The 24553-nt window shown below is 72.8% G+C and carries 10 protein-coding genes; 1 reads left to right on the forward strand and 9 read right to left on the reverse strand.

Features of this window, described 5'->3' with window-relative positions; genetic code table 11:
* Window positions 1-146: 146 nt before the first annotated feature.
* From ACFYNO_RS23950 to ACFYNO_RS23965, 4 genes are all read right to left on the reverse strand, one after another.
* Entirely contained in the window at window positions 147-1283 is a 1137-nt protein-coding gene (locus tag ACFYNO_RS23950; protein ID WP_388015935.1) for an alpha/beta hydrolase, read from the reverse strand.
* A gap of 153 nt (window positions 1284-1436) precedes the next feature.
* Window positions 1437-1718 carry a hypothetical protein gene (locus tag ACFYNO_RS23955; protein WP_388015938.1) on the reverse strand — a complete coding sequence of 94 codons (282 nt, stop codon included), beginning with the start codon at window positions 1716-1718 and terminating at the stop codon, window positions 1437-1439.
* A 38-nt stretch (window positions 1719-1756) separates the two neighbouring features.
* The gene (locus ACFYNO_RS23960; RefSeq protein WP_388015941.1) at window positions 1757-2155 is read right to left on the reverse strand and encodes a helix-turn-helix domain-containing protein; all 399 of its coding nucleotides are present in this window, start codon (window positions 2153-2155) and stop codon (window positions 1757-1759) included.
* A gap of 84 nt (window positions 2156-2239) precedes the next feature.
* Complete coding sequence (locus ACFYNO_RS23965) at window positions 2240-2806, reverse strand: NUDIX hydrolase (protein WP_388015944.1); 567 nt, start codon at window positions 2804-2806, stop codon at window positions 2240-2242.
* 161 nt (window positions 2807-2967) lie between these two features.
* On the opposite strand from ACFYNO_RS23965, the gene ACFYNO_RS23970 reads away from it, so the two are divergent.
* Complete coding sequence (locus tag ACFYNO_RS23970) at window positions 2968-3282, forward strand: SRPBCC domain-containing protein (protein WP_388015947.1); 315 nt, start codon at window positions 2968-2970, stop codon at window positions 3280-3282.
* Between the two features lie 108 nt (window positions 3283-3390).
* On the opposite strand, the gene ACFYNO_RS23975 is transcribed toward ACFYNO_RS23970, so the two are convergent.
* The 5 genes from ACFYNO_RS23975 to ACFYNO_RS23995 all read right to left on the reverse strand — a co-directional run bounded on the left by ACFYNO_RS23975 (window position 3391) and on the right by ACFYNO_RS23995 (window position 24505).
* Window positions 3391-4782: a S8 family serine peptidase gene (locus tag ACFYNO_RS23975; protein ID WP_388015950.1), complete on the reverse strand. Its 1392-nt coding sequence runs from the start codon at window positions 4780-4782 to the stop codon at window positions 3391-3393.
* Window positions 4783-4817: 35 nt separating this feature from the next.
* The gene (locus ACFYNO_RS23980; RefSeq protein ID WP_388015953.1) at window positions 4818-8138 is read right to left on the reverse strand and encodes a right-handed parallel beta-helix repeat-containing protein; all 3321 of its coding nucleotides are present in this window, start codon (window positions 8136-8138) and stop codon (window positions 4818-4820) included.
* Between the two features lie 56 nt (window positions 8139-8194).
* Window positions 8195-9712 (reverse strand): hypothetical protein, encoded by a 1518-nt coding sequence (locus tag ACFYNO_RS23985; RefSeq protein WP_388015956.1) that lies wholly within the window; start codon window positions 9710-9712, stop codon window positions 8195-8197.
* A 62-nt stretch (window positions 9713-9774) separates the two neighbouring features.
* Window positions 9775-10206 (reverse strand): hypothetical protein, encoded by a 432-nt coding sequence (locus tag ACFYNO_RS23990; protein WP_388015959.1) that lies wholly within the window; start codon window positions 10204-10206, stop codon window positions 9775-9777.
* Between the two features lie 37 nt (window positions 10207-10243).
* The gene (locus tag ACFYNO_RS23995; RefSeq protein WP_388015962.1) at window positions 10244-24505 is read right to left on the reverse strand and encodes a protein-glutamine glutaminase family protein; all 14262 of its coding nucleotides are present in this window, start codon (window positions 24503-24505) and stop codon (window positions 10244-10246) included.
* Window positions 24506-24553: the final 48 nt, after the last annotated feature.

Consider the following 24553-nt stretch of genomic DNA (forward strand, 5'->3'; position numbering starts at 1 on the left):
GGGTCCTGGCCCGCCGGCGCGGCCCCACCGGGGGGGCCTACCCCGAACTGGCGGCGCTCACCGGGGACGCTGGGGCGCACGGCGGGGGCCCCCCCCGGGGGGGGGGGGGGCGGGCCGGGCGCCCCCCCCCCGCCACCGATCCGGCGTCAGCCGGCCTTCACCGGGATGTACTGGGTCAGCCAGCGGAACGCGTCCGGCACCATCGGCTTCCAGGTCGCCGTCAGGTGCGGGCCGGTGGACTCGATCGGGGTCACCGTGGTGGGCGCCTTGGCGGCCTTCTGCAGCGCCTGGGCGTCCTCCAGGCCGTCGCCCTTGCGGCCGGTCACGTAGAGCGCCACATTGGGCGGCGTGGCCGCGTGGGTGAGGATGTAGAGCGGGTTGCTGACCTCGCGCAGGTGCGGGTCCTTGGCGGTGAGCGAGTCCGACTCGCCCATCGGGTCGTTGTAGCCCGACATGCTGATCGCCGCCCGGTACCGCTCCGGGTGGTCCAGCGCCAGCCGGGTCGCGCAGTGCCCGCCGGCCGAGAACCCGGCCACCGCCCAGCGCGCGGAGGACGGGTCGGCCCGGAAGTTGTCCAGCACCATCTGCGGCACGTCCCGGGAGAGCCAGGTCTCCGCGTTCACCTTGCCGGGCACGTCCGCACAGCCGGTGTCCACATGGTTGCCGAGCAGCACCACCCGCGGCGAGACCAGGATGAACGGCGCCACCTGGCCCGACTTCATCAGCGGCGCCAGCTGCTTGGACACGTCCAGCGTCCCGAACCAGGTGCTGGACGAGCCCGGGAAGCCCGCCAGCAGCTCCACCACCGGGAACTGGGTGTCCTTGTACGCCGGGTCGTCGTACTGCGGCGGCGTCCACACCAGCACCTCGCCGTCCACCCCGGACAGGCGGCCCTTCAGGTCGGTGGTCTTCACGTCCTTCGGCACGGCGTTGTCGTTCACCGGCGAGAACTGCTGGACCACCTTCGCGGCCGGCGACCCCCCACCGCCGCCCGCGGCGCCACCCCCGGAGTCCCCAGCGGCGGGCGGCACCGGCACGGCCCGCACATGGTTGCTGTCACCGAGCAGGTCGTCCCAGCCCCCGTAGATCAGGTTGGCGTTGTTGACCAGCACGAACACCAACATCACCGCCGTCACCTGGGCGAACAGCACCATGCCCAGCCGCCCCGCGAACCGCACCGCTTGCGGTCCGCGGATCCGGCTCCAGCAGAGCATCAGCAGCGCTATGGAGAGCGGTACCAGGAGGTAGCAGAGGTAGAGAAAAGGATCGCCTGTCAGTTCCACGAGGATGAGGACGATCGAGCAGCCCGGAGAGTTGCACGTTTGCGCGATTGATCGATCTTCGTTCACCTGGACACACGGAACTCCCCTGCCCGCACGCCGGTCACGAGCGCTTTCCCCGCGTCGCTCGGGAGCGGCAGCACTCCGCCAGTGAAGCTACACGGTTACCGGCACGCCTCGCGTCCACAACTCTTCTGCATGCTCGGCGAACCGGTCGAACATGCCGCCGCTCTCGTGCTTCCGTAGGTGCAACAAGGGCGAGTCGTGGCCGACCAAGCGGGCCAGGTGCGGTGTCACGAGAAGCTGGTCGTCGAATCGGAACACTGACAGGCTGACGTGGTTCACCGAGTCCTCGGGAGAGCTGAAGCGGGCTTCGAGACCGGCGAGACCCTTCAGTGCGTGGAGGTTCTCCAGCGTGATCCGGATGCGCGTGGACACGCTCAGGGCCGTGTCCTCGATAGTCTCCCGCTGGCGCGTCACTTCCCCCGCTTCATTGCCGACGGCCAGATCATCTCTTCGTCCACTCCCAGTGCCCGGCAGGCATCTTCACGGTTCCGCGCGTGCGGTACACGATCAGCATCCGCCAGCCAGCGTTCCACCGTCTTGCCTGTGACACCACATCTCACAGCAAGCTGCCGTGGTGACAGGCCAGCGTCGGCCGTAGCAGACTTTAGAGCCATGTTCAAGGCATCCCCCAGGGACATCCCGGAGAGGGCTATGTCGCCCCGACCGAGCTGCTTCCCCACGACGGTTCGACGGCCGGCTTGGACAGCCCTTCCACGGCAGCCTTCTGGCTCGCTCGTTGGTCGGTCGGAGACTTCCGCTCCTTGCTCTGAGTCCGCCACCGACGGCGTCGCCGTCGCATTGGACACCATCGCAGGCCTTGGCGACTGGGCGAGCCGACCCGCAGAACGGGGTCAGCAAGCGGGCTGCCGGCACTCAGCGTCTGACGGGGGCGGTCAGCCGAGCCGATCCGGCGCGGTGACCGCCCGGGCGATGCGGTGCCCGACCAGACGCTCGGCCGTGGCGAGGGGGTACCAGGCCGCGCCCGTCACCTCGGACTCCTGGAGGCGGCCCACGTCCACATTCGAATGGGCGGTCCTGAACGCGAATCCGAGATCAAGGTGGTAGTGGACCGGCTCGTCCTTCTCCGGCCGGGCCGGGACCTGGCCGTACTCGATGTATACGGGCGCCTGCGACGTATGGAGCACATCGGCGGGGTCCACCCCGGTCTCCTCCGTCAGCTCGCGCACTGCGGCGGCACACAGATCGTCGTCGGTGGGCTCAAGGTGACCACCGGGCTGCAGCATGATCCCGTACGCCAGATGCTCGATGAGCAGGACCTCGGCGTCGTCCCGGACAAGGAGCGCACCAACGGTCACGTGCATGGGGAAGCTCCGCCGCGACGCGAAGTCCCGCCCTTCGGCCAGGAGCCGCAAAGGCTCGGACAGTTGATCGGCCTGGTCCGGGTAGCGCTCGAGGTAGGCGGCGAGGGCAGCTGCGACAGCCGAATCACTGATCGACATGGTGAACCTCCGTACCAGCCCGAGAGTGAAGCTCCCTCCGCCCGATCGGTCGGACGTGAGCAGCGAGCGCCAACACAGTCGATCTACCCCAGTTCGGCGTTGCGGCTGCCGTCGTTGCGGACCAGATCCAGAGCCGGGCCGTTCGGGAGCAGGACGGCACCGTGCTCGCGCAGGTTGTGCTGCCGGGGTGCGATCGGCGGCGGGCGTTGGCCGCCTTCACCGAGGCGGCGGTGGTCAGGCAGTGGTGGGGTGGTGGCGAGCTGTCGGCCGAGCTGACTCCGGGAGGCGCCTACCGGGTCCGGTTCGAGGCTGTCGGCCACACTCTGGTGGGCACCGTGGTCGACTACCGCCCCGACGACGCCGCGTTGGTGTTCGGCTGGGCGTGGGAGCACCAACCGGTGCAGGCCGGGGGCTACGCGTACGAGGTCGCGGTCCGGGTGCGGGAGGCGGGCGACGGCTCGCGGTGCTGGAGCTGACCCACGGTCCCCGGGTCGGGGTAGTGGCGAACCCCGAGGAGGTGTGCGGCCACCTGGCGGGTTGGGAGTACTTCCTGCCCCGGCTGGCGACTGCGCTCTGACGGAAAGTCAGGCCTTCCCGATCAGCCGTCGCCGCCGACGGCGGGCGCGCGGGATCACGACGGCCGTGGCGCCGGTCAGCAGGGTGACGGCGAAGGCGCCCAGCGCGATGGTGGCGGCCTGGGCGGGGGCCGGAGAGCGGGGTGGGGGTGTGGGCATGGTGAGGAGGGTGGTCGGGGTGGGGGCCACAGCACCGGCGGTGGTGGGGAGTTGGGTGACGGCGGCGACCAGGTCGAGGGTAGGTACGGCCGAGGGGTAGGCGGTGGCGAGCAGGCGGCGCGTCAGTTGAGCCGCCGTCAGGTCCGGGGTGCGGGCGAGCACCAGGGCCGCCGTACCCGCCGTGAAGGCCGCCGCGAAGCTGGGGCCCGAGGCGGTGGCGTAGCCCGGGCCGCCGGGGCCGTGGCTCATCACCGCGTCACCGGGGGCGGCGAGGTCCACGCGGCCCGCGTACGCGGTGTTGGCGGGTGTGGTGCCGCCCGGGGCGAGGTCGCGGACGGCGAGTGCTTCGGGGTAGGCGGCCGGGTAGGCGGCGGCCAGCGGTTGCTGCTGCCCGGAGTCGGCGGCTGCCGGGGCGACCACCAGCGCGCCCTTGCCGACCGCGTACCGCACCGCGTCCCGCAGCGCGTCCGTGCCGGCCGGGACGGTGGCGGCGACGCAGATCACCCGGGCGCCGCCGTCCGCCGCTGCCCGCAGGCCGGCGGCCAACAGGGTGGCGTTGGTGGCGCCGGTGTCGTCGGTGACGCCCACCGCGAGCACCTTCGCGGCCGGGGCGATGCCCGTGAAGCCGGTGCCGTCCCGGTGGCCGGCGGCGATCAGGTCGGCGACGAAGGTGCCGTGGCCCACGCAGTCGCGGGCCGGGTCGCCGCCACCGCCCGCCAACCGGGCTGCCCGGGTCAGCCGATTGCCGAGCGCGCCGGACGCGTCGTCGACGCCGGAGCCGAGCACCGCGACGGTCACGCCCGCGCCCTGGCTGAGCGGCCAGGCCTGGTCGGGGCGCAGGAAGGTCTGCGGCCACGGCACGGCCGTCACCGGTGCGGTCGCGGCCGGCACGCAGCCCTTGTCGCTGCCACCGCGCTGCTGGGCGATGCCGGGCAGCGAGCTGGGCGCAGGTGACGGGTCGTCGGCCCACGCGGTGCCGGCTGCCGGCCCGGCGGCGAGCAGCAGCAGTGCGGCGAGCGCAGAGCCGGCGAGGCGGACCCGGTTGGAGGCGGGCGGGAAGGGCGAGAAGGGCAGGGAGAGTGGGGAGGGTGAGGAGAGCAAGGTGGACGAGGAGGGCAAGGTGGGAGAGCTGGGCAGGCCAGGCAAGGTGGACGAGGTGGGCGGGGAGAGCACGGTGGCCGAGCCGGCCGAGCTGGGCAAGGTGAACGAGCTGCCCCAGGTGACCGACGAGCCGTCAGTCACCCCCCGCGCCGCAAGCCCCCGCCCCACGCCCCGCCTCACGCCACTCCGCCCAGGTCCTGCGGCAGCAGCATGCTCAGCTCCGCCAGGTCGTTGACGTCCAGGCGGCTGAGGCGGCCGGCCTGGCGGGTGATCATCGTTTCCAGGGTCTGCCGGGCGAACCGGCCGTTGCCGAACGAACGGTCGCGCGGGGTGGCCGCGAACAGGGCGCCGAGGGCTGCGACGGTCGGTTCCGGGCAGGTGTAGCCGGAGGTGTCGGCCAGGGCGAGCACGATCCGCACCAACTCCTCGTCGGTGTAGTGCTCGAACTCCACCGTGCGGCTGAACCGGGAGGCCAGGCCCGGGTTGGAGTCCAGGAAACCGCGCATCTCCTCCTGGTAGCCGGCCACGATCACCACCACCTCGTCGCGGTGGTCCTCCATCAGCTTCATCAGGGTGTCCACCGCCTCCTGCCCGAAGTCGGAGGAGCCCGAGCCGCCCCCGCGCGGGGTCAGCGTGTACGCCTCGTCGATGAACAGCACCCCGCCGCGGGCCCGTTCGAAGGCCTCCTTGGTGAGCTGGGCGGTGTGGCCGACGTACCGGCCGACCAGGTCGGCGCGGGCCGTCTCGACCAGCCGTCCTCCCGGCAGCACGCCGAGTTCGGCGAGCAGTTCGCCGTAGAGCCGGGCGACCGTGGTCTTGCCCGTGCCGGGCGGGCCGGCGAAGACCAGGTGGTGGCTGATCCGGGCGGTCGGCAGGCCGGCCTCCTCGCGGCGGCGGGTCTGCCGGATCAGGCTGACCAGGTCCTCCACCTGCTGCTTGGCGGCGCGCAGGCCGATCATCGCGTTCAGTTGCTCGAGCAGGCCGGAGGCCTCGGGCTCGGCAACGGGCCGGCCCGCGGCCGCCGCCTGCTCGCCCACGTCCAGCGGCACCAGCAGTGCCATGTCCTCGTTGCTGAACGACTCCAACTCGGCCAGCCGGGAGGCCTGCCGGTCCACCATCTCCTCGAACACCTTGCGCGCCGCCCGGCCGTTGCCGAAGTCGGCGCCCTTGGGCATCCGCTCGAAGTGGAAGCCCAGCGCCTCCTGCGTGCCCTCCGCCAGCCGGTAGCCGTGGCCTGCCGCCGTGTGCTCGACGATGGTGGTCAGCTCCTCCACCGAGTAGTTGCGGAACTCCACGGTGCGGCTGAACCGGGAGGCCAGGCCGGGGTTGGAGGCCAGGAACTCGGTGATCTCGGCGGAGTAGCCGGCCACGATCACCACCAGATCCTCCCGGTGGTCCTCCATCAGCTTGACCAGGGTGTCGATCGCCTCCCGGCCGAAGTCCGGGCCGTTGCCGCCGGCGCCGGCCGAGAGCGTGTAGGCCTCGTCGATGAAGAGCACGCCGCCGAGCGCGGCCTTGACCACCTCGGTGGTCTTCAGCGCCGTGCCGCCGACGATCGAGGCGACCAGGTCGGCCCGGGCCACCTCGGTCAGGTGGCCGCTGCGCAGCACGCCCAGCTCGGCCAGGATCGCGCCGTAGAGCCGGGCGACGGTGGTCTTGCCGGTGCCGGGCGGGCCGGCGAAGACCAGGTGGCGGCTCATCGGCAGGGCCGGCATGCCGGCCTGCTCGCGGCGCTTGGCCAGCTTGTTGAGGTTGACCAGGGTGGCGACCTGCTCCTTGACGCCCTCCAGGCCGACCAGCGACTCCAGCACCGCCTGCGGCCCCTTCACCTCGGCGACGGGCTGCGCGGCGGGCGCGCCGTCCACCGGCGGGGCGTCGGGCGTGGCGGTGGCGGTGCCGTGCGCGTCGGGGTTGCGGTTGTCCCGGCTCTCCAGCCCCTCCACCGCGAGCCGTTCGCCGGCCTCGGTCTGCCGCAGGCCGGAGCCGTGGTTCTCGGCCACCAGGCAGTCGGTGAGCCGGACCGGCTCGACGCTCTCCAGTCGGATGCCGTCCACCTCGTTGCCGGTCAGCCGGCAGTCCGTCAGCACCGCGCGGGAGCCGGACTGCAGGTGCAGGCCGTGCCGGCGGTTGTCGCGCATCCGGCAGCGGGTGGCGGTCAGCTCGCCGCCGCCCGCCACGCTCGCGCCGTCCAGCTCGGCCTCGGCCAGCTCGCAGTCGCGCAGCGTGGCGAAGCCCCGGTCGCCGACCGAGAGCGCCACGCCCTTGGTGGCCCGCAGGGTGCTGCCGCCGGCGTAGAAGTTGCCGCCGTCGGCGATCAGCAGGCCGGTCCCGCCGGTGTCGCTGACGGTGGAGTCCTCCAGCCGCCCCCGTCCCTCGCCGGTGACCTCCACCCCGGCGCCCGCGGCGGCCGTGACGGTGATCCGGCGCAGCAGCGGGTTGGCGCCCGCGGTGACCAGCACTCCGGGGCCGGCCGGGTCGCGCACCTCCAGCCGGTCGAACTCGGCGGTGCTCTCCCCCACCAGCTCCACCCCGGCCGCCGCGCCGCCGCGCACCGAGGCGCGCACCAGCACCGGCCCGGCCGACTCGCCGACCCAGATGCCGGCCTGCCCGGCCTCCGCCACCTCGCAGTCCTCGAAGGTGCCCCGGGAGCGGTCGCCGATGTGCAGGCCGTGGCCGGTGCTGCGCACCGTGCGGCAGCGGCGCAGCAGCGGGTCGGTGCCGCCGGAGAGGGTGATCGCGTGGCCGCGCACGCCGGTCACCGTGCAGTCCTCCAGCACCACCCGGTCGGCGGAGGAGAGGAAGACGCCGAGCGCGCAGTCCCGGACCGCGGTGCGCACCAGCCGGGTGGTGCAGCGCTCCTCCAGCGCCACCGCGGGCTTGTCGGTGGCGGAGATCTCGCAGTCCTCGATCAGGCCCTGGGCCTGGCCGTTGGCGCACACCCCGTTGCCCCGGGCGTCGCGCATCACGCAGCGCCGCACCACCGGGTTGGCCCGCTCGCCGATCACCACGGCGGAGGTGCCCAGGTGCTCGATCACGCAGTCCTCGATCACGCTGGTGCCGGTGGAGGTCTCCACCAGCCCGGCGCCGGCCGCGTTGACCACCCGGCAGCCGCGCATCGCCAGCGAGCCCTGCTGGCGGGTCAGCACCGCCGTCCAGGAGTTGCCGAGCACCTCGCAGTCCTGCAGCGCGGCCTGCCCGCGCGGCACGTCCACGGCCGGCAGGTCGTCGTCCTGGCCCTGCAGCACCAGGCCGGTGAGCTGCACCGCCTCGGCGACCACCTGCACCACCGTGCCGCTGCGGGGGCTGATCCGGACCGAGCCGCGGACGTCCTCGGCGGTGATGGTCACCATCTTGGTGATCACCAGGTTCTCCTCGTAGCGGCCGGGCCGCACCGAGATCACCGCGCCGCTGCGGGCGGCCGCCAGGGCCTCCCCGATCGTGCGGTAGGAACCCTGCTCGCGCTGCTCCGCGCAGACCGTCAGCACCGGGCGCGCCATGCCTGTCCTTCTCCGTTCCTGGGGGTGTTCCGTACTGCGGTCGGTACTGCGGCGGGTCAGGAGACGCAGCTGACGCGGACGGCGTCGGCCGCGTGGTGGGCGTAGGTCCGGGTGGAGCCCGACCAGTCCAGGCCGCGGGTGTGCAGCATCACCGAGAAGCCGCCGCCGCTCAGCGGGTAGCTGCCGACCGAGACCCAACTGCCCTGGTTGGCGACCTGGTTGACGGTGAAAGAGCCGATCGTGCCGCTGCCCGGCGAGCTGCCGGTCTGCACCGTGTAGTAGGTCGGGTTGCCGCCGACCTGCATCACGTTGGAGCCGGCCGGGATGTAGACGGCCAGCGCGCAGCTGCCGCTGCCGGCCCGCAGGCCGGTGAAGGTCCAGATCACCGAGTTGCCGTCGTCCTTGCTCGCGTCGCCGGACATCGGCACCGAGCTGTAGGTGCCGTTGCACTGGTCGGAACTCCAGCCGCCGGAGTTGCTGCGCCAGCCGGAGTTGCCGTCGGAGAACCAGCCGTTCTGGTGGAAGGCGGTGCCCGCACCGGAGCAGTAGGGGCCGGCCACCACGGTGCGGGTGGTGGGCTGCGGGGGCGCGGCGGGGGTGGGCTGGGCGGGTGCGGGGGCGGCGGAGCTCGGGGCGGGCTGCGGCTGGGAGCCGCCGGCGGAGCCCGTGCCGCCGCCGGTGCCGATCACGGCGCCACCGTTGCCGGCGCCGGGGACGGAGCCCGCGCCGGAGCCGGTGGAGCCTGAACCGGTGGAGCCGCCGGTGTTGCTGGAACCGCCGCCGGTGGAGCCCGAACCGGTGGAGCCGCCCGTGCTGCTCGAACCGCCGCCGGTGGAGCCGCCGGTGCCCTTGCTGCCGCCGGAGCTCCCCGAGCCCGCGCTGCCCGTCGGCTTTCCGGTCGGCGGTGCCGAGGGCGCCGACGGGCCCTGCGAGGGGCTGGGCGAGTCCGGGGTGCTGGACGACGGGGACGGCGAGCCGGAGTCCGCGCCCGCCGGCGCTCCGCCGCCGGCCGCCGGGCCGCCGGTGTCGCCGTGCGAGTCGAAGCCGGGCACGTAGCCGTTGCCGCCGCTGCTGCCGCCCTGCTGGCTGAAGCCGACCGGGCCGCTGCCCTGCGAGGGGCCGTGGTGCGGGCCGGAGCCGCCGAGCTGGGTGATCGCCAGCGGCAGGCCGACCAGCACCAGGCCGGCCGTGACGGCCGCGGCGATCATCGGCCGGGAGATCCGGGAGGTGCGGCCCTCCGGCTCGGCCTCGGGGGTGGCGGAGCTGACCTCGGCCAGCTCCTCGGCCTCCGACGCCTCGTCAGTCTCCGTACCGGCACCGGAGGAGGCCCCGGGCGCGTGGGGCGCAACCGCTCCCGGGGCCTCCGACTGTGGGGTACCCGGGCGCAGCGGCTCGCCCGGCGCTGCCACCTCGGCCACCCGGGGCACCGCGCCGGCCACGGGCGCCGCGGCGGGCTCCTGCGACGTCTTGGCGGGCTCCTGCGCAGGCACGGTCTCCGGCTCCTCGGTGTCGAAGCTCCAGGCCACCTCCGGAAGTCGGTAGCCCTGTCCGGTGCCCTGCTTCTCCTCGCCCACCCTGGTCCCCTGCCGTTGACGACTCTCCTCACCCGAGTGACGGGCGGGGCTGCTGCCGGGGTTCAGCCGTTCGTACCGACACTCCAGACCGGCCGCTCCGTGGGCGCCAGCACGAACGCCACCGCCGCCTCCAGCACCTCCGCCCCGGGCCCGACGGGCGCCGCCCCGTCCTTGGTCCGCACGTGCGCCAGCAGCTCCGGGTCGGGCGCGAGGCCGTGCTCCTCCAGGTAGTAGGCGACGGTGTCGGTCCAGATCCACTCCCCGTCGGTGCGGAACGCCATCGGCACCACCCCGCGCCGCTCGGGCGCCACCACATCGTCACCGAGCAGCGGGGTGAGCAGGACCGGCGTGCCGGCCTGGAGGTAGGCGAGGACGGCGGTGCGGTCGGCGCCGGCGGGGAGCCGGGGGCGGTCGTCGGCGAAGGCGGGACCGGTCACCGGGTCGACGCGGTCGAAGACGGCGGCGAGGCGGAAGGACGGAGCGGTGGCGGTCATGGCACTGGTTCCGTTCGGTAGGGGGCGTCGGCGGGTTCTACGGGTAGGGCACCGCCTGGCGTTCAGCGACGGGCAGGTCCAACTGCTCCTCGTACCAGTTCCGGAGCGCGTCCACCTCGCGCTCCTCGAGCGCCTTCATGTTCCGGAAGGCCGCCCGCAGGTCGGCGACGAACTCCTCGGGTGGGCGCTCGAAGGCGCCCGCCGTGACCACGTTGTTGACGGCGCGCTGCCTGGCCGGGATGAGCTCCGGCAGGCCGATGCCCCGGTAGTCGCTGCGCCAGTAGAGCGGGCCGGCCTCCGAGTCCGTTCCCTCCAGCTGGGCCAGCTCCTGCTGGTTCCAGCCGTACTTGATGGACCCTTCACCGCGTCGGTGCTGGCTGTCGTTCCCGTGTTCGTCGAGCGGGAAGGCGACGTAGGTGCGGATCCCCGGATAGGCCCTGCGGAACGCCGCGATCACCGCGCGGCAGCTCCGGCAGGTCGCCTGGCTGGACATGATCGCCAGTACCCCCTTCGTGGTCGCCGGGTCGGCGTCGATCCCGGCCAGGTGTCGGTAGACCTCGGTCAGCACCTTCACCTCGGCGTCATTGACCTGGTAGTAGCCGAACTTGGTGTGGTCGGCCCAGGCGACGGCGCTGGTGCTGGCTTCGTTGCGCTGCAGCTCACCCCAGTTCTCCTTGCCGCTGGCCCGTACCGTGGACCGCCACTTGCCCGGCCTGCCGGTGAGCCGCAGGTCCGCGGCCGAATTGGTCGTGCCGGCCGCCAGCGCGGCCTTGGAGAGCCGATTGCCCAGCGGTCCCAGGAGCGCTACCGCATCCCGCTTCTCCTCCGTGGTCGGCCGGAACCCCCCGAACAGCGGCGCGCCGGGCTGGAAGAGGCTGTGGTCCACCGGGCCGCTCACCGTCATCTCCAGCGCGTCGGTGGTGGCGGCACGGACCCGGGTGTCCTCGGTGAAGCCGGCCGGCAGTTCGTCGGAGGCGGCGGACCAGGTGTGCAGGAGGGCGGGGTCGGCCCAGTGCAGGGTGCCGTCGTGGGCGTGCACCAGGGCCAGCGCGTGGCCCTCTGGCTCGCCGTCGCGGGTGAGCAGCACGGTGGCGAAGGCCCCCCGCCCGGCCGCCCGGACCTGCTCGCGCAGGGCGTGCAGGGCCTGTGCGCCGTAGCCGTGGTCCTGGACCAGGCCGTGCGTCCGCTGGAGGGTCCAGGCCGGGTCCGGCTCGGGCTGTCCGTGCTCCGGGAGCGCGGCGGCCCGAGGGTGGCCGTAGTGCGTGTCGCGCAGTGCGCCGACCGCCTCCAGGCAGTGGTGCAGGTCGCTGCCGTCGGCGCTGGCCGCGTGCGGGTTGACCAGCTCCAGCAGCTTCGGGGTGGGCTTCGGGAAGGGGTGGCCGAGGGCGTCCAGGTGGACCTGCACCAGGTGGTCCCGGTCGGTGTCGCGCGGCTGGTAGCCGCGGTCCCGCATCATCGCCGGCGAGGTCTCGTACTCGGCGGTGTGGGCGCGCTTGGGCGCCGGCGGCGCCGGCTCCTCCTCCCGGCCGCGCTTGTGACCGCTGCTGCCGCCGGACAGCACGTCGAAGACCGAGTCGGAGGCGTCCTTCGGCTTCCGCACCGGCAGCGGGTGGTCGTGCAGCGGAGCCCCGTCCTGGGTCAGGTGCTCCAGCTCGGTCAGGTACCGCTGCGGCAGGCCGAGCGGGACCGGACCGTCGGTGTCGGCCATCAGGCCGGAACTCTCGGACTTGGCCGGGGTGTTGCGGAACAGCGAAGTGCGGTCGAAGCTCTCGTCCTTCAGCCCCGCGTAGTGCAGGAGTTCGTGCAGCAGGTCGCCGTCGCCGTGCTCCAGGTCCAGGTGGAGCTGGTCGGCGGCGGGCGGGCCGGACCGGTGGCCGCCGTTCGGGCCGGTCAGGGTGATCGCCTCGGTGTGGTGCGGGTGTTCGGTGAAGGCCGCCTCGAAGTGCAGTTGGTCGCCGGACTCCGGCAACTGGTAGCCGGAGTTGAGGTGTTGGTCGAGCAGCCGGCCGATCCGCTCCCGGAAGGCGGACAGGTGTTCCGGGGTGACGCCGGGGCCCAGCTTGACCGGCAGGTCGAAGGAGATCGAGCGGATCCAGCGCCCGTCCTCCGCCTGGATCCGCCGCACGGTGTTGCGGACGTACACCATGGTCCCGTCGAGCCGTCCCTGACTAACCGTCACCGGCGAGCTGGGCTGGAAGCGTTCGGTCTGCCGCACCGCGGCCGGCGCGCTGTCCCGGCGGTGGTACCAGGCCGAGCGATCGATCGGCTTCTCGGTGGGTTCCACCAACTCGCCCGGTGGGCGCAGCCCGGCGGGCGGGGGCCCTTCGGCGTGCACCGGGGCTGCTGCGGAGAGGAACGCGTTCAGCCGGTCCACCGCCCGCTGCTGGGCCTCCCGCACGCGCTGGTCGGTCGCCGCGACCTGGTCGGTGCGGAAGTACTGCTCGGAGCCTTGGAGGCTGCTGCCGGCCGGCTGCCCGATGTCGAGGAAGTGCGCGAGGAAGTAGGTGTGGCGCTCGGTCGTGTAGTAGCACGGAACGCCGAGCGGGTAGCCCACGGCGTCGAGCTGCAGGACCCCGCCGTGAAAGAACCCCTGCAGGGCGTTGACCGTGTCCTGGTAGCCGTCGCCCAGGTGGACGGCGGTTCCCGGCGGCACCCCCATCAGCGCCATCCAGGCGTCCACCTCCACCGGGCCGGGGGTCATCGACGGGTCCAGCACCATCCGCCGTACCCCGGTGGCGTCCTGGACGTCGATCGCGACGGCCACGTGGTACCCCCACTGGATCCGGCCAGGCGTGGCGAAGGTCGCTCCCGGTGCGTTGTAGGAGGTCACCGTCAGTGCGCCGTTGCCTGCCAGGTCCAGCTGGCGGACGAACACCTTGCGGCAGGAGATGCCGAGTTCGGTGAGGTGCACGGCCATCAGGTGCGCCCGGTTGAAGCAGCCGTCGTCCGGGAAGTCGAACGGGATCGGCTCCCGGGTGCCGGCCGCACTCTCGTAGTCCAGGCCGGCCAGGGTGGTGAAGAGGTCGTCGGCGTGCTGCGGGCTGACGGTCCGGTGCTCCAGGATCTGCCCGCCGAGCAGGTAGCTGCCGAGCGCGTCCACCTGCGGGTAGCGGTCCCGGACGGCGTCGAGCAACGGCCGGTGGTACCGGGCCTCGTAGTTGTTGGAGAGCCGCCAGAGCTCCCGGATGTCGCCGCGCAGCGGGCGCAGCAGGCTGAGCAGGTCGTGCGGCCTGCTGCCCCGGCGCCGGGAGAGGACCTCGTGGATCGCCTCCAGCGTGGGACGGGTGCTCAGGACTGTCGAGCGGCCCAGGAGTTCCAGCATGTAGCCGTGGTCGATGTGTCGGCCGAACCTGTTCCGCGCCGCGCCGTCGAGCAGCACCTGGGCGATGTCGACGCCCGGCGCCAGGCGCGCGAACGACGCCTTCAGCCGCTCGATGCTCTCCGCGTGCCCGTTCAGGTGGCTGAGCGCCACCGCCACCCGGTCCCCGTTCGCTGCCGGCCCGGTCAACTCCCGGTACAGGTGCTGGGCCACGGCGTCGACCGTGGCATCGGACGGCCTGCCGAAGGACACCGCCCCGCGCACCGGCCGATCGGTGGTCGGATGCGCCTCGTCCGCCTTCGGCAGCGGGGCCGGGTGGTCCAGCTGTGCCTCGATCGGCGTGCTGACCGGCTCGCTCCGGTCCGGTTCGAGGGCCAGGTGCTGCCAGCTGCCGTCGTCGACGATCCGGAGGCGGCCGCCGGCGTCGTAGCCGACGGTCCGGCTGACCACCACGTGCGGCGGCTCGCCGGCCCGCTTCCCGGGGACGACCCAGACCGTCCCGTCCGGAGCGTAGGCCTCCACCTCGAGGTCGGGCCGGCGGGCCCGGATCTCCTTCAGCACCTCGGCGGCGTAGCTGGTGCCCTCGTGGTTCCGGCCGGAGCCGCAGGCGACGAAGCGCAGCGGCTTCCCGGCCGGCCAGGCGCCGCTGTCGTGCAGGGCGAGCAGCGACTCGGCCATCCGGTGCGCCGCCAGCCCGCCGCCGTCCCAATGCGGCGCTCCGTCCGGCCGGTCGGTGTGGTAGGCGATCGTGAAGTACCGGTCGTCCCGGAGGGATCGGGCGGCGTCCTGCCGGGCCCGCTCCTGCCGGTCCATCGGCACCGCCGGGTCGTGCAGCCAGGCGACGCCGTGGTCCGCGTGGCTCTGCGCCATGGCGCCCTGGAAGTGGTCGCCGAAGCGCACCGCACCCGTCACCGGCGCCGTGATCGGGTGGTCCCCGGTGGCGTTCTCGATCGGGTAGGGGTCGCCGAGGTGCGAACCCCGCTGCGCGGTGTGGAGTTGCGTCGAACGCGCGGGGAGCGTGAGCTGCTGCCAGTGGCCGCCCGGAGCGACCCGGGGCACACCCTCGGCGTCGTAGCCCACGGTCTGGGTGACCACCAGGTGCGGCTGCTCGCCGGGCGCCCGGGCGGGCACGTGCCACACGGTGCCGGCGGGAGCGTACGCCTCCAGCGGCAGATCGGGCCGCAGCCGGCGGATCTCCCGCAACACCCGCGCGGCGTAGGAGTCGCCGTCCCGGCCGTGCCCGGAGCCGCTGGCGGTGAACCGCAGCGGCTGACCGGTCCAGAGGCCCTTGTCGTGCAGGGCGATCAGCGAGTTCGCCACCTCGTGCGGTGTCAGGGGCACCCCGTCGCGCGTCGGCGCACCGTCCGCACGGTCGGTGCGGTAGGCGACGGTGAGGTAGCGGTGGTCGCGGAACTGCGCGGGATGCAGGGCTTCCCGGTGCGCCGGGAGGTCCGACAGCCAGGCGACGCCGTGTTGGCGCACATGACGGGCCGTCATCGTCGACAGGTCGGGACGGTAACGGCGCGGCGGTGCGGCGGTGGGCGCCTCCTCCCAGTCCGAGTCCGAGTCGTCGGGCTTGTGGTTGCTGCCGGACTTCGCCCTGGCCAGGCGCAGTTGCAGGTAGCCGTCGCCGTTCCTGCTGAAGCTGCCGCCCTGGGCCTGCGCCAGGTCCTCGATCTGCCTCCGGGCCGCGGCGTTCTGCTCCAGGAACTTGGGCATGATCCAGCCCGGGAACAGTCCGTCATGGCCACCGGACGCGACGACCCGGCGGTTGAGCCTGCCCAGGATGTGCCGGTTCGCGGCGTCGAACGCCCACTGGCACGCCTGGCAGGCCTTCTTGACGCCGCCGATCGGGAACTCGGTCTGCTCCGCCGGATGCCGGGTCTCCTTGTTCCACAGCTCGACGGCCCCTTCCAGGATCGACAACTCACCGTGCTGCGAGCCGTTGCCGCCCTCGTTCAGGTACAGCCAGTCCAGGCGCCCGGAGCCGGACGCGTGCCCGGACAGCTCGCGGCCGATCCGGTCCAGCGCGTCGGCGCTCTCCGGGTGCCGCTCCTGGTAGCTGTTCTCGCGCACGGCCCGCAGCTTGGCCGAGTCGTTCCGCTCCCGAGCAGCTGCGGGCAGCGCGGTTCCCTGGTCGCCGGCCCGCCGCAGCTGCCCCTCGCTCGCCTGGGACGCCCGGGTCGTGACGCGCATCTTTCCGGTGTTCCCCGCGACCCAGAGATGGCCGTCCGGGCCGTAGGCGACGGCCAGGTGGGGCTTGGTGTCCTGGTGCATGAGACTCCGGGCGATCCGGTCCAGCATCCGCAACTCGTGCGACCGCGACCCCGCGGGTTCCGGGTCGGAGTACGGATCGGGGACCCAGCTGTGCACCGACTTGCCGGCCCGGATGCCGTCGGCGCCCGACGCTCCCCGGTCGTTGCCGTCCTCGTCCAGCCAGTGCACCGTGCCGTCCGGATGGCGCAGCGCCCAGTAGCGGGCGGCGCCCGGCTCACCCCGGTCGACCTCCAGCCCGAGCATGGTGCCGGGCTCCTGGTCCCGCAGCTCGTCCCGCACGCTCTGGACGGCTTCGGGGCCCGTGCCGCGCAGGTCGACCGGTTGGTGCCGCACCGGCTCGTCCTGCGTCGGCTCGTCCTGCGTCGGCTCCTCCTGCTTCGAGCCCTCCTGCTTCGGCTCATCCTGCTTGGCTCCCGGCCCGTCGTGCCCGCCGAACGGCACCGCACCCGGGACGCCCGGGTCCGTGATCGGGTGCTCCTCGACGGCCTCCGGGAGCGGATGCCGGTAGTTCAGCTGCGAGCCCAGCGGTTCGGCATGCACCTCGGAACCGTCCTCGGACAGCGTGATGTGCTGCCAGTTGCCGCCCGGGGCGATCCGGGGGGCACCCGTGGCGTCGTAGCCGATGGTGTCACTGACCACCAGGTGCGGCTGCTCGCCGTGGATCCCGCCGGGGACGAACCAGACGGTGCCGTCCGGTGCGTAGGCCTCCGGCCGGAGGTCGGGGCGGCGGGCGCGGATCTCCTTCAGCACCTCGGCGGCGTAGCTGCTGCCCTGGTGATCGCGGCCGGAGCCGCAGGCGACGAAGTGCAGTGCCTGGCCCTCGTGCCAGAGCCCGGCGTCCCGGAGATCGAGCAACGAGATCGCCAACTCCCGTGCGGAGAGCGGCCTTCCGTGCCAGCTCGGGGCGCCGTGCGGGTCCTCGGTGTGGTACGCGACGGTGAACAGCGCAACGTCCCCCGGGAACTGCCCGAGGGTTTGCGCGATCCGCCGCCGGTGTGCGGGCCCGGCCACCGGGTCGGTCAGGTCGACCACTCCGTCGCGGTGGCTGCGGCTCAGGGCGGAGACCACCGTGTCGATCCGGCCGCGGTCGAAGACCGGGCGGTCGACGCTCTTGACCGCGGACCGGTTCGGCGAGGTCTCCTCGGGCCCGTCCTGGCCGTCCTGGCCGTCCCGCTTCGGATCCCTGAGCTGGTAGCTGCGCCGGTGGGTGTCGGGCACGCTCTCGGCCGTGGTGTGGGAGACCGGCACGTCCACCTCGACCGGGACCAGGCCGCTGACGGTCTTCCGTTCGTCGCCGTCCCGGAAGGTCAGCTCCACCTTGGCATAGCCGCTGTAACGGGCCATCGGTTCACCGAACTTGGCGTTGGATGACACCCGGCCGCTGGTACCCGCTCCGATGCCCTCCCGGCCGGTGAGCGAGACGTTGGCGGTACCGGTGGCGGTCACGCCGGCCAGTGCTGACACCTTGGCCTTGGCGCCGAGCTCCAGCTTGCCGCCCCACTGGCTCCAGTCCAGCCGCAGGTGCCGGCTGCCGTCGCCCGCCTGGTTCGCCGGGCTCAGCTGGGCTTCGTCGTCCTTCCCCAGGTACTCCAGCGAGACCACCTGCACCGAAGCGCTGACCCCGACGTCGTCGTGCAGCAGCCGCTTGCCGGCCGACGGGGTGTCATGGCTCCAGCCGTTGCCGGTCTCGGCGAACTCGGCGGAGAGCTGGGCGTGGCTGTGGGTGGAGGAGGCCAGCTCGCGAAGCCGCTTCCAGGTCCTGGCCCCGAAGAAGCCGGGACCGGTGGCGCGCAGCAGGTCCTGCACACCGTGGGTGTCCCCGAGCCAGCGCAGCACGTCGCCCTGCCGCAGGCCGGTCTCGAAGATCTGGTCCGGCGGCCGGTGCACGGTCGCCTCCTTGACCGGGCTGAACGGCGGCGGTCGGCGCTCGTCCCGCTCCGCGATCCGCTCGGTGAGCGAGTGCTTGCCGCCGGCGTCCAGCTTCGGGTTGTGCGCGGCTTCGGAGAGCACGTCGAAGCCCACCTTGGCCTCGAACTGGCCGCGCCGGTAGCCCGCGTAGTGGGTGAAGCCGGCGAGCAGGGTGCCCGGCCTGGGCACCGCCCGGTCGCGGTCCACCAGCGCGACCAGCGGGCGCCGTTCGACGGTGAAGACCAGCCGGGCCGTGCCCTGCCCGGCAACCGCCGGGAGTTTGGACTTGACCGCGCTCGCGGTGCCGGCCGCGTCGCTGATCTGGTCCACGTGGTCGCTGCCCCAGCCGTGGCTGACGCCGCCACCGGCCACCACCGCGGGCCCGTGGCCCAGCGGGTTGGTGGTGCCCTGCACCGAGACGTTGACGGTGTTGCCCCGCCCGCCGCCGGTGTTGGTGGCGCCATCGGTTCCGGTCAGCGAAACCTGCTTGGTGGTACCGGTGTTGAACTCCACCTGCTTGGACTCGCCGACCTGGTCCAGGGTGTCCAGGTCGGCCCGGATCCGGATCGTGCTGCGGCCGTGCTGCAGCACGATCTCGTGGCCGGACATCAGCGACTTGAGCTGCGGGCGCAGCTTGTCGAAGTCCAGCGCCTCGGCGATCTTCCGGGACATCCCCTGCCAGTCGCTGCCGAGTTGGCGCTCGCCCGACTGCCTGATCTGCCGGATCACGTCCGTCACCTCGTGCTGCCCGGGCTTGGGCGGCACGATCGGGCGCAGTTCGGTGACGACGTCGGAGGAGCCGAGCCGGCGGGAGGTGACGGTCCGGTCGGGGACGGCCCGGGTCGGCCGCACCGGCGGCAGGCTGTCGCGCGCCGGCAGCGCGACCCGGGCCTCCACCCGGACCCGGTCCGGGCCGAGCGGCCGGTGGTCGCCAGAACCCCGGTACGAGATGCGGAAGTCGGCGGTGCCGTCGAAGAGCGCGGCCGGTTCGGTGTTCTTGCCGCGGCTGTTGGTGCCGCCGGTCCGGTCGATGGTCAGGCCGCTCACCGAGTCCCGGGTGCGGGTGTAGTCGCCGGAGGCCGTGACGTGCGGCGCGTTGACCTTGCCGCCGAACTTGAACTTCCACCGGGTGCGCTTGTCCCAGGAGAAGCCGGTCGAGCTGCGCTGCTGGCCGCCCAGCTCGAACTCGAACTTGTCGATGGTCTCCCGGTGTTGCAGCCCGGCCAGCTTGGCTTCCACCACCACCTCGCCGCGCCAGCCGCCGTGCTGGAGCGGGATCCGGATCGACTTGCCCTGCGAGAGCCGGATCAACTGGGCCTTCAGTGCGTCGGGTGACAGCTCCCGGGCCAGCAGGGCGCGCAACTGCGGTGGCAGCTTGCCGAGTCGCCGCTCCAGGGTGGCCTCGACGGTGTGCAGCACCTTGCTGTCGGCACTCTTGAAGCCGAGCAGCACGTCGGAGCTGGCCAGCCGGCCGTTCCCGGTGCGGGTCGGCGGTTCGAGGCGCTGCTTGGGCCGGTTGGAGGGGCGGGGCGGCGGGGCGGCCGCCTGGTGGGAGGAGGAGCCCTCGTTGCCGTCACCGCGGACCGGTGCGGGGGCCGGGTCGGGGGTCTTCGCGGTGAACACGCCGTCGGTGTCCGCGCCGGTGGGCAGCCGGTCCTCGGTCAGCCGGTGCTCGACGCCCAGTTCGGCCGTCAGGTCGACCTCGAGCGTGTGCTCGACGCCGCCGTGGGTGATCTTCAGGTTCAGCGTCAGGTCGGTCTCGTAGAGGTCCTGCGGGCTGCTGTACTTGCCGTTGGCGTAGCTCTTGGTGGACTCGCCGATGCGCCGGCCGTCCCGGGAGCGGTGCTCGACGCTGACCGTCGGGCCGAGGTCCAGGCTCACGGCCGGGTCCTCGTGCAGCGGTATGCTGCCCGCGCCCTGCACCTGGCCCGTCCTGGTGTCGGAGGAGAGCCTGCGGCTCGACTCGAAGGTGGTGCTCTCCCGGACCGGGTTGAGCTCGGACTCCTGTGAGCGCAGTTGGCGCATCTCGGTGACCTTGGCCGTGGCCGAGACGTGCAGGTCCTTCAGCGGACCCTTGGTGACGTGCGGGGTGTGCAGCGGCACGCTGCGGGTCATGCCGGTCAGGTGGGCCGCGACGGCGGCGTGCGAGAAGGTGCCGAGCACGTCGTCCCGCACCTGCGCCCACGCCTTGGCGCCCATCAGCTCGCGGCCCCGCCGGTCCAGCCGCTGGTGCAGTTCCGAGACGTCGACCAGGTCGCGGACCGTGGTGGTGTCCGGCAGGCCGTGCTCCTTCTGGGGGCCGGCCCAGATCTCGGCGGGCGGCTTCTGGTACAGCTCCCGGGTGGGGCGCGAGGGCGCCGCCGCCGGCTGGTCGGCGGCGGCGTAGGAGGTCGGGTCGCCGTCCTTCCGGACCAGTTCGGCGTGGTCCACCAGGGCCTTGAAGCCGAGCGGGACGTGCATCGGCTCCGACTCGGTGGTCCTGCCCAGCGGGTTGGTCCGGGTGATCTTCAGCTGCAGGTCGGCTTCGCCCTCGAACACCACCGCGTCCGACTTGATCTTGCTGGTCAGCGACACCTCCGAGCCGGTGCCGACCACCTTGACCCGGTCCCGGCCGAACAGCGGATTGCCGCCGCCTCCGCCGGTGCCCTTGCTGCCGGCGCCGTTGCCGATGCCGAACGGCAGTTGCAGGCCGTCGCTGTCGGACTTCTGCTCGACGTGCGAACTGGCGGTGCCGGTGCCGAGGTTGAACTCGGTACTGCCGGCGTCGCCGCGCAGCTCCAGGGTCCGCACGCTGGCCCGGGTGAACTCCAGCCTGACGGTGGAGCCGTCCAGGCCGTGCACCTCGAAGGCGAAGGACTGACCGGACATCAGGCTCTTCAGGTTCTGGTGCAGCGTCAGCATGCTGGTTTCGGCGAGCACCTTCTCCTTGAGGTCCCCCCAGAGCCGGCCGGCGACCGCGGTCTCCCCCGGCGGGAGGCCGTCGAGCAGCTTGGCTACCCCGCGCGGGCCGCCCGCCGGGTTCTCGCCGATCGTCCAGACGTCCGTCACCAGGTGGGTGCCGCCCAGCCGTTGGCGTGCCAGCACCTCGCGCGGGAAGCCGATGTGCTTGGTCGTGGCCTGCGCCCCGCCGGTCTCCCGGAGCGGCACCGCGACCGTGCCCGAGTAGCGCAGCGGCTGCTGCCTCGGCGGCCGGCCCTGCGGAACGCCGTGGTGGGACAGGCTGGTGAACTCGGTGTACAGGTCGAAGCCCGTCTCGAAGAGCGCGGCGGGCTCGGTCACCTTGCCGAGGGCGATGGTGCGGCTGGCCTCCGCGTCGCTCGAGCCCTTCTGCCAACTGTGCTGGTAGCCGAGCGATTCGGTGAGGTCACCGGAGCTGCCGAACTTGAACTTGGCGGTGGCGACGGCGCCGGCCTGCCAGAGGTGGTCGGAGGTGCTGCTGACGACGGTCTGCTGCTCGCTGCCGATCTCGAACTCGAAGGTCTTCCGGGGCTCCTTGAACACCCGGTCGAGCACCCTGGCGTCGATCCGCACGGTGCCCGACCAGGTTCCGGCCGTGAACGGCACCTCCCAGTGCTCGCCCCGGCTCAGCGCGGCCAGCCGCGGCCGGATGCTGCCGGTGCCGAACAGGCTCTTCACCAGCGATTCGGCGGCGCTGCGGTCGCCGCCGAAGGTGGTGGTGAAGTGGTCGGCCAGCCGCTGCCGCGCCTCCTGGTCGGAGATGTGCAGTTCGGTGATCACGTCGTAGGCGGCCAGCCCGCGGTCCTGCTGGCGGGCGGGGGCGGTGGGGCCGGTCGCCTTGGGGGGCTCCGGCACCTCCACGGGGGTGATGAGGTCCTGGTGGTGCCGGCTGGACGAGGGCTCCACGTGCTGCTGGAGCGGATGGTCGTCGGTCGGGACCGGCCGGAGGGTGGACGAGGGGCCGAACCGCACCGCGTCGGGCGACTCGCCGTGCAGGTCCTCCGGCTTCACCTCCTGGTACTCGCCGGGGAGTTCGGTGCCCAGGTCGACGGGCTTGCGCTCGCCGGGCCGGTACTCGTGCCAGTGGCCGCCGCCGACCACCACGGGCAGGCCGAACACGTTGTAGCCGACCTGCTCCGCCACCACCAGCTTGCCCGTGCGCGGGTCGAACCAGACCGGCCCGTCGGCGGCCAGCGCGGTGGCGTGCACGCCGCTCTTCGCCAGTTCGTCCAGCACCTCGTGCACGTAGTCGCCGTGCAGGGAGCCGGCCAGGTCGCAGGCGACGAACTTGACCGGCTTCTCGCCGTCCCAGTGCCCGTCGGCCAGCGCCTGCCGCAGCTGTTCCGCGACCCGGTGCGGCGGCACCGGGCCGTTCTCACCGACGTGCATGGCGACGGTGAAGTGCCGGTCGTCCTTCGGGAACTGGGCAACCGCGTGCTCGAAGCGCTCCCGGGCCTGCGGGGTGAGGCCCGGGTCGGGGACGAAGACCCGGTCGTGCGGCTGCGGGCCGGCCGCCGGGTGCGGGGCCTCGTGCCGCTGGTACGGCGGCGGGTTCTCGTGCGGGACCGGCGCGGGCTGCGGGTTCTCGTGCCGCTGGTAGGCCGGCGGGGGCGCCGGGTCGTGGCGCTGGTAGGGCGGCAGCTGCTCCTCGTGCCCGCCGCCGACCGTGGTGTGCTGTGGCGGCGGGGCCACCTGCTGCTGGTGCTCGTGGTCCCCCTGGCCGGTCCCGCCCGTCTGCTGGTGCGATCCCGACTGGGTGGTGACCCGCTGCGGCGTCCCGATCCCGTCGCCCTCGTGCTGCTCGTGCCGCTCGGGCTGCGGGTTCCCGCCGCCGCCAACCGTGCGGACCGACGGCGGCGGCACGGCCGGCGACTTCTCCGACCTCCACTGCTCCATCGGCTCCGACTCCTTCGGCGCCCCGTTCCCGCCGACCGTCCGCCCCGACGGCTTCGGCGCGCCGATCCCCTCCGTCTCCCCCGCCTCGGGCCGCGGCGCCCCGGGCCGCACCACCGGGAACGGCGCGCTGTGGCCGGCCAGGTTGGAAAGCAGCGACAGGATGGTCATCGGGTGGGTGGGCCCGAAGTACTTGTCGGTGGCCGAAGGGTCGTGCAGCCACTGCTGGGCGAAGTGCGTCCACTTCTCCTTCAGCGGCTCGCTCAGGTGGTGGCCCACGTGCCCGAGCGCGCCCATGCCGACGCCGGAGACGAAGGTCTGCCAGGTCATCGAGAAGGTGTGGTCCTCGCCGAAGGTGAGGTTGTAGAAGCCCTCGGTGAGGCTGTTGTGCACCCCGCTCTTCAGGTACTCCCCGACCGCCACGCCCAGCTTGAAGGCGACGGTGCCGCCGCCGATCTTGTTCGCCAGGCCGGGGACGTGCTTCACCAGGGTGTCGACGGCCTCGCCGCGCAGCAGGCCGTCCTTGCCGAGCGCGTCGGTGAGGCCCTTGACCATCTCGTCCGCGTCCCGGCCCATCCCGCTGGCCAGCGCCTTGGCGAAGTCCTGGCCGAGGTCGCGCGCCGCGTCGTCGCCGAGCAGGCTGCCGAGGTGCTTCTCGAAGTCGGTGCCGAGCTCCTTGGTGAACTTGTCGACCGCCACCTGGTCCAGTGCGCTCTTGTCGAGCACGCCGTAGACGTTGCGGAATCGGCTGGCGAAGTCCGAGGAGTGCTTGCCGAGGGTCCTGCCGAGGTCCTGGCCGAAGGCCTTGGCGGCGTCCTTGCCGAGCCACTGGCCGGCGCTCTGGCCGGCGAAGTCGCCCACCACCTGCTCGGCGCCCTGCCCGAGTTCCCTGCCCAGGTCGCCGGTGGCCTCGTGCCCGGCCTCGTTCCCGACGTCCTTGCCGGCCTCGTGCCCGGTCTCCTTGCCCACGGTCCGGGTGGCGTCGTGGCCCAGGTCCTTGCCCGCCCCGCCCACGGCCCCGTTCAGACCGTCCTTGAGCCCGTCCTTCCCTCCCGCCCCGAGCCCGTCCTTGAAGCCGTTCTTGAACAGGTCCCCGTTGGCGTCCTTGAACAGGTCCTTGCCGCCGGCCCCGAGCGCGTCCTTGCCGAGGTCCTTGCCCAGGTCCTTGCCCAGGCCGTTCTCCAGCCCGGCCAGTTCTCGGCCCAGCAGGTCGCCGGCGTCCTTGCCCAGCGACTTGCCCGTGATGCCGGAGAAGAGCTTCCCGAACCCGTGGCCCAGCAGGTCCATCGGGCCGCCGATCAGCCCGCTGAGCGCCCCGAACTCCACCGCCTGCAGCGTGGACTTGGTGTCCCACTCGCTCCAGGTCTTGTGCCCCTCGGCGATCTGCAGCATCTGGATGATCGCGTCCAGCGCCACACCGCCGACCACGCCCATGAAGACGTGCATGGCGATCTTGTCCAGCAGCCAGGCGAAGATCTTCCGGATCACGCCCTCGGCGATGAGCTTCGCCGCCACGATCTCGCCGAGCGAGGCCCCGCCGGTGAACGGCGACCAGGCGATCGCCCAGGCGATCTCGAAGGCCAGCTGCACCAGTTGGGCGATGGTCATCCACTTCGCGTACTCGACCTGGTTGGCCGTGTCGTGCGCGGCCCCGCCCAACTGCTTGGCCTGGTCGCCCGCCTGGCCGATGTAGTCGTCGCCGCCCGAGCTGCCGATCAGCCGGCGCATCAGGTCGGCGAAGGCCTCGGCGGCCTGCCCCTCGAACTGGTCGTTGATGACCTTGATCATCTCGGCGATGTACTGCCGCAGTTGCGGCAGGTCGTTGGAGACCGCCAGGTAGTCCTCGCCGGCCTGCCGCAGGTCGTCCTCGTTGGCCTGCGGCCAGGACATGCCGGTGAGGCCGGAGAAGAGCTTCGCCAGCCCGTCCGGGATCATGATCGCCATCGGCGGCTGCTACTCCTGACGGATCGTCAACGCATGGATCGTCACTGC

The sequence above is a fragment of the Kitasatospora sp. NPDC006697 genome, assembly GCF_042869935.1.
Lineage (GTDB): Bacteria > Actinomycetota > Actinomycetes > Streptomycetales > Streptomycetaceae > Kitasatospora.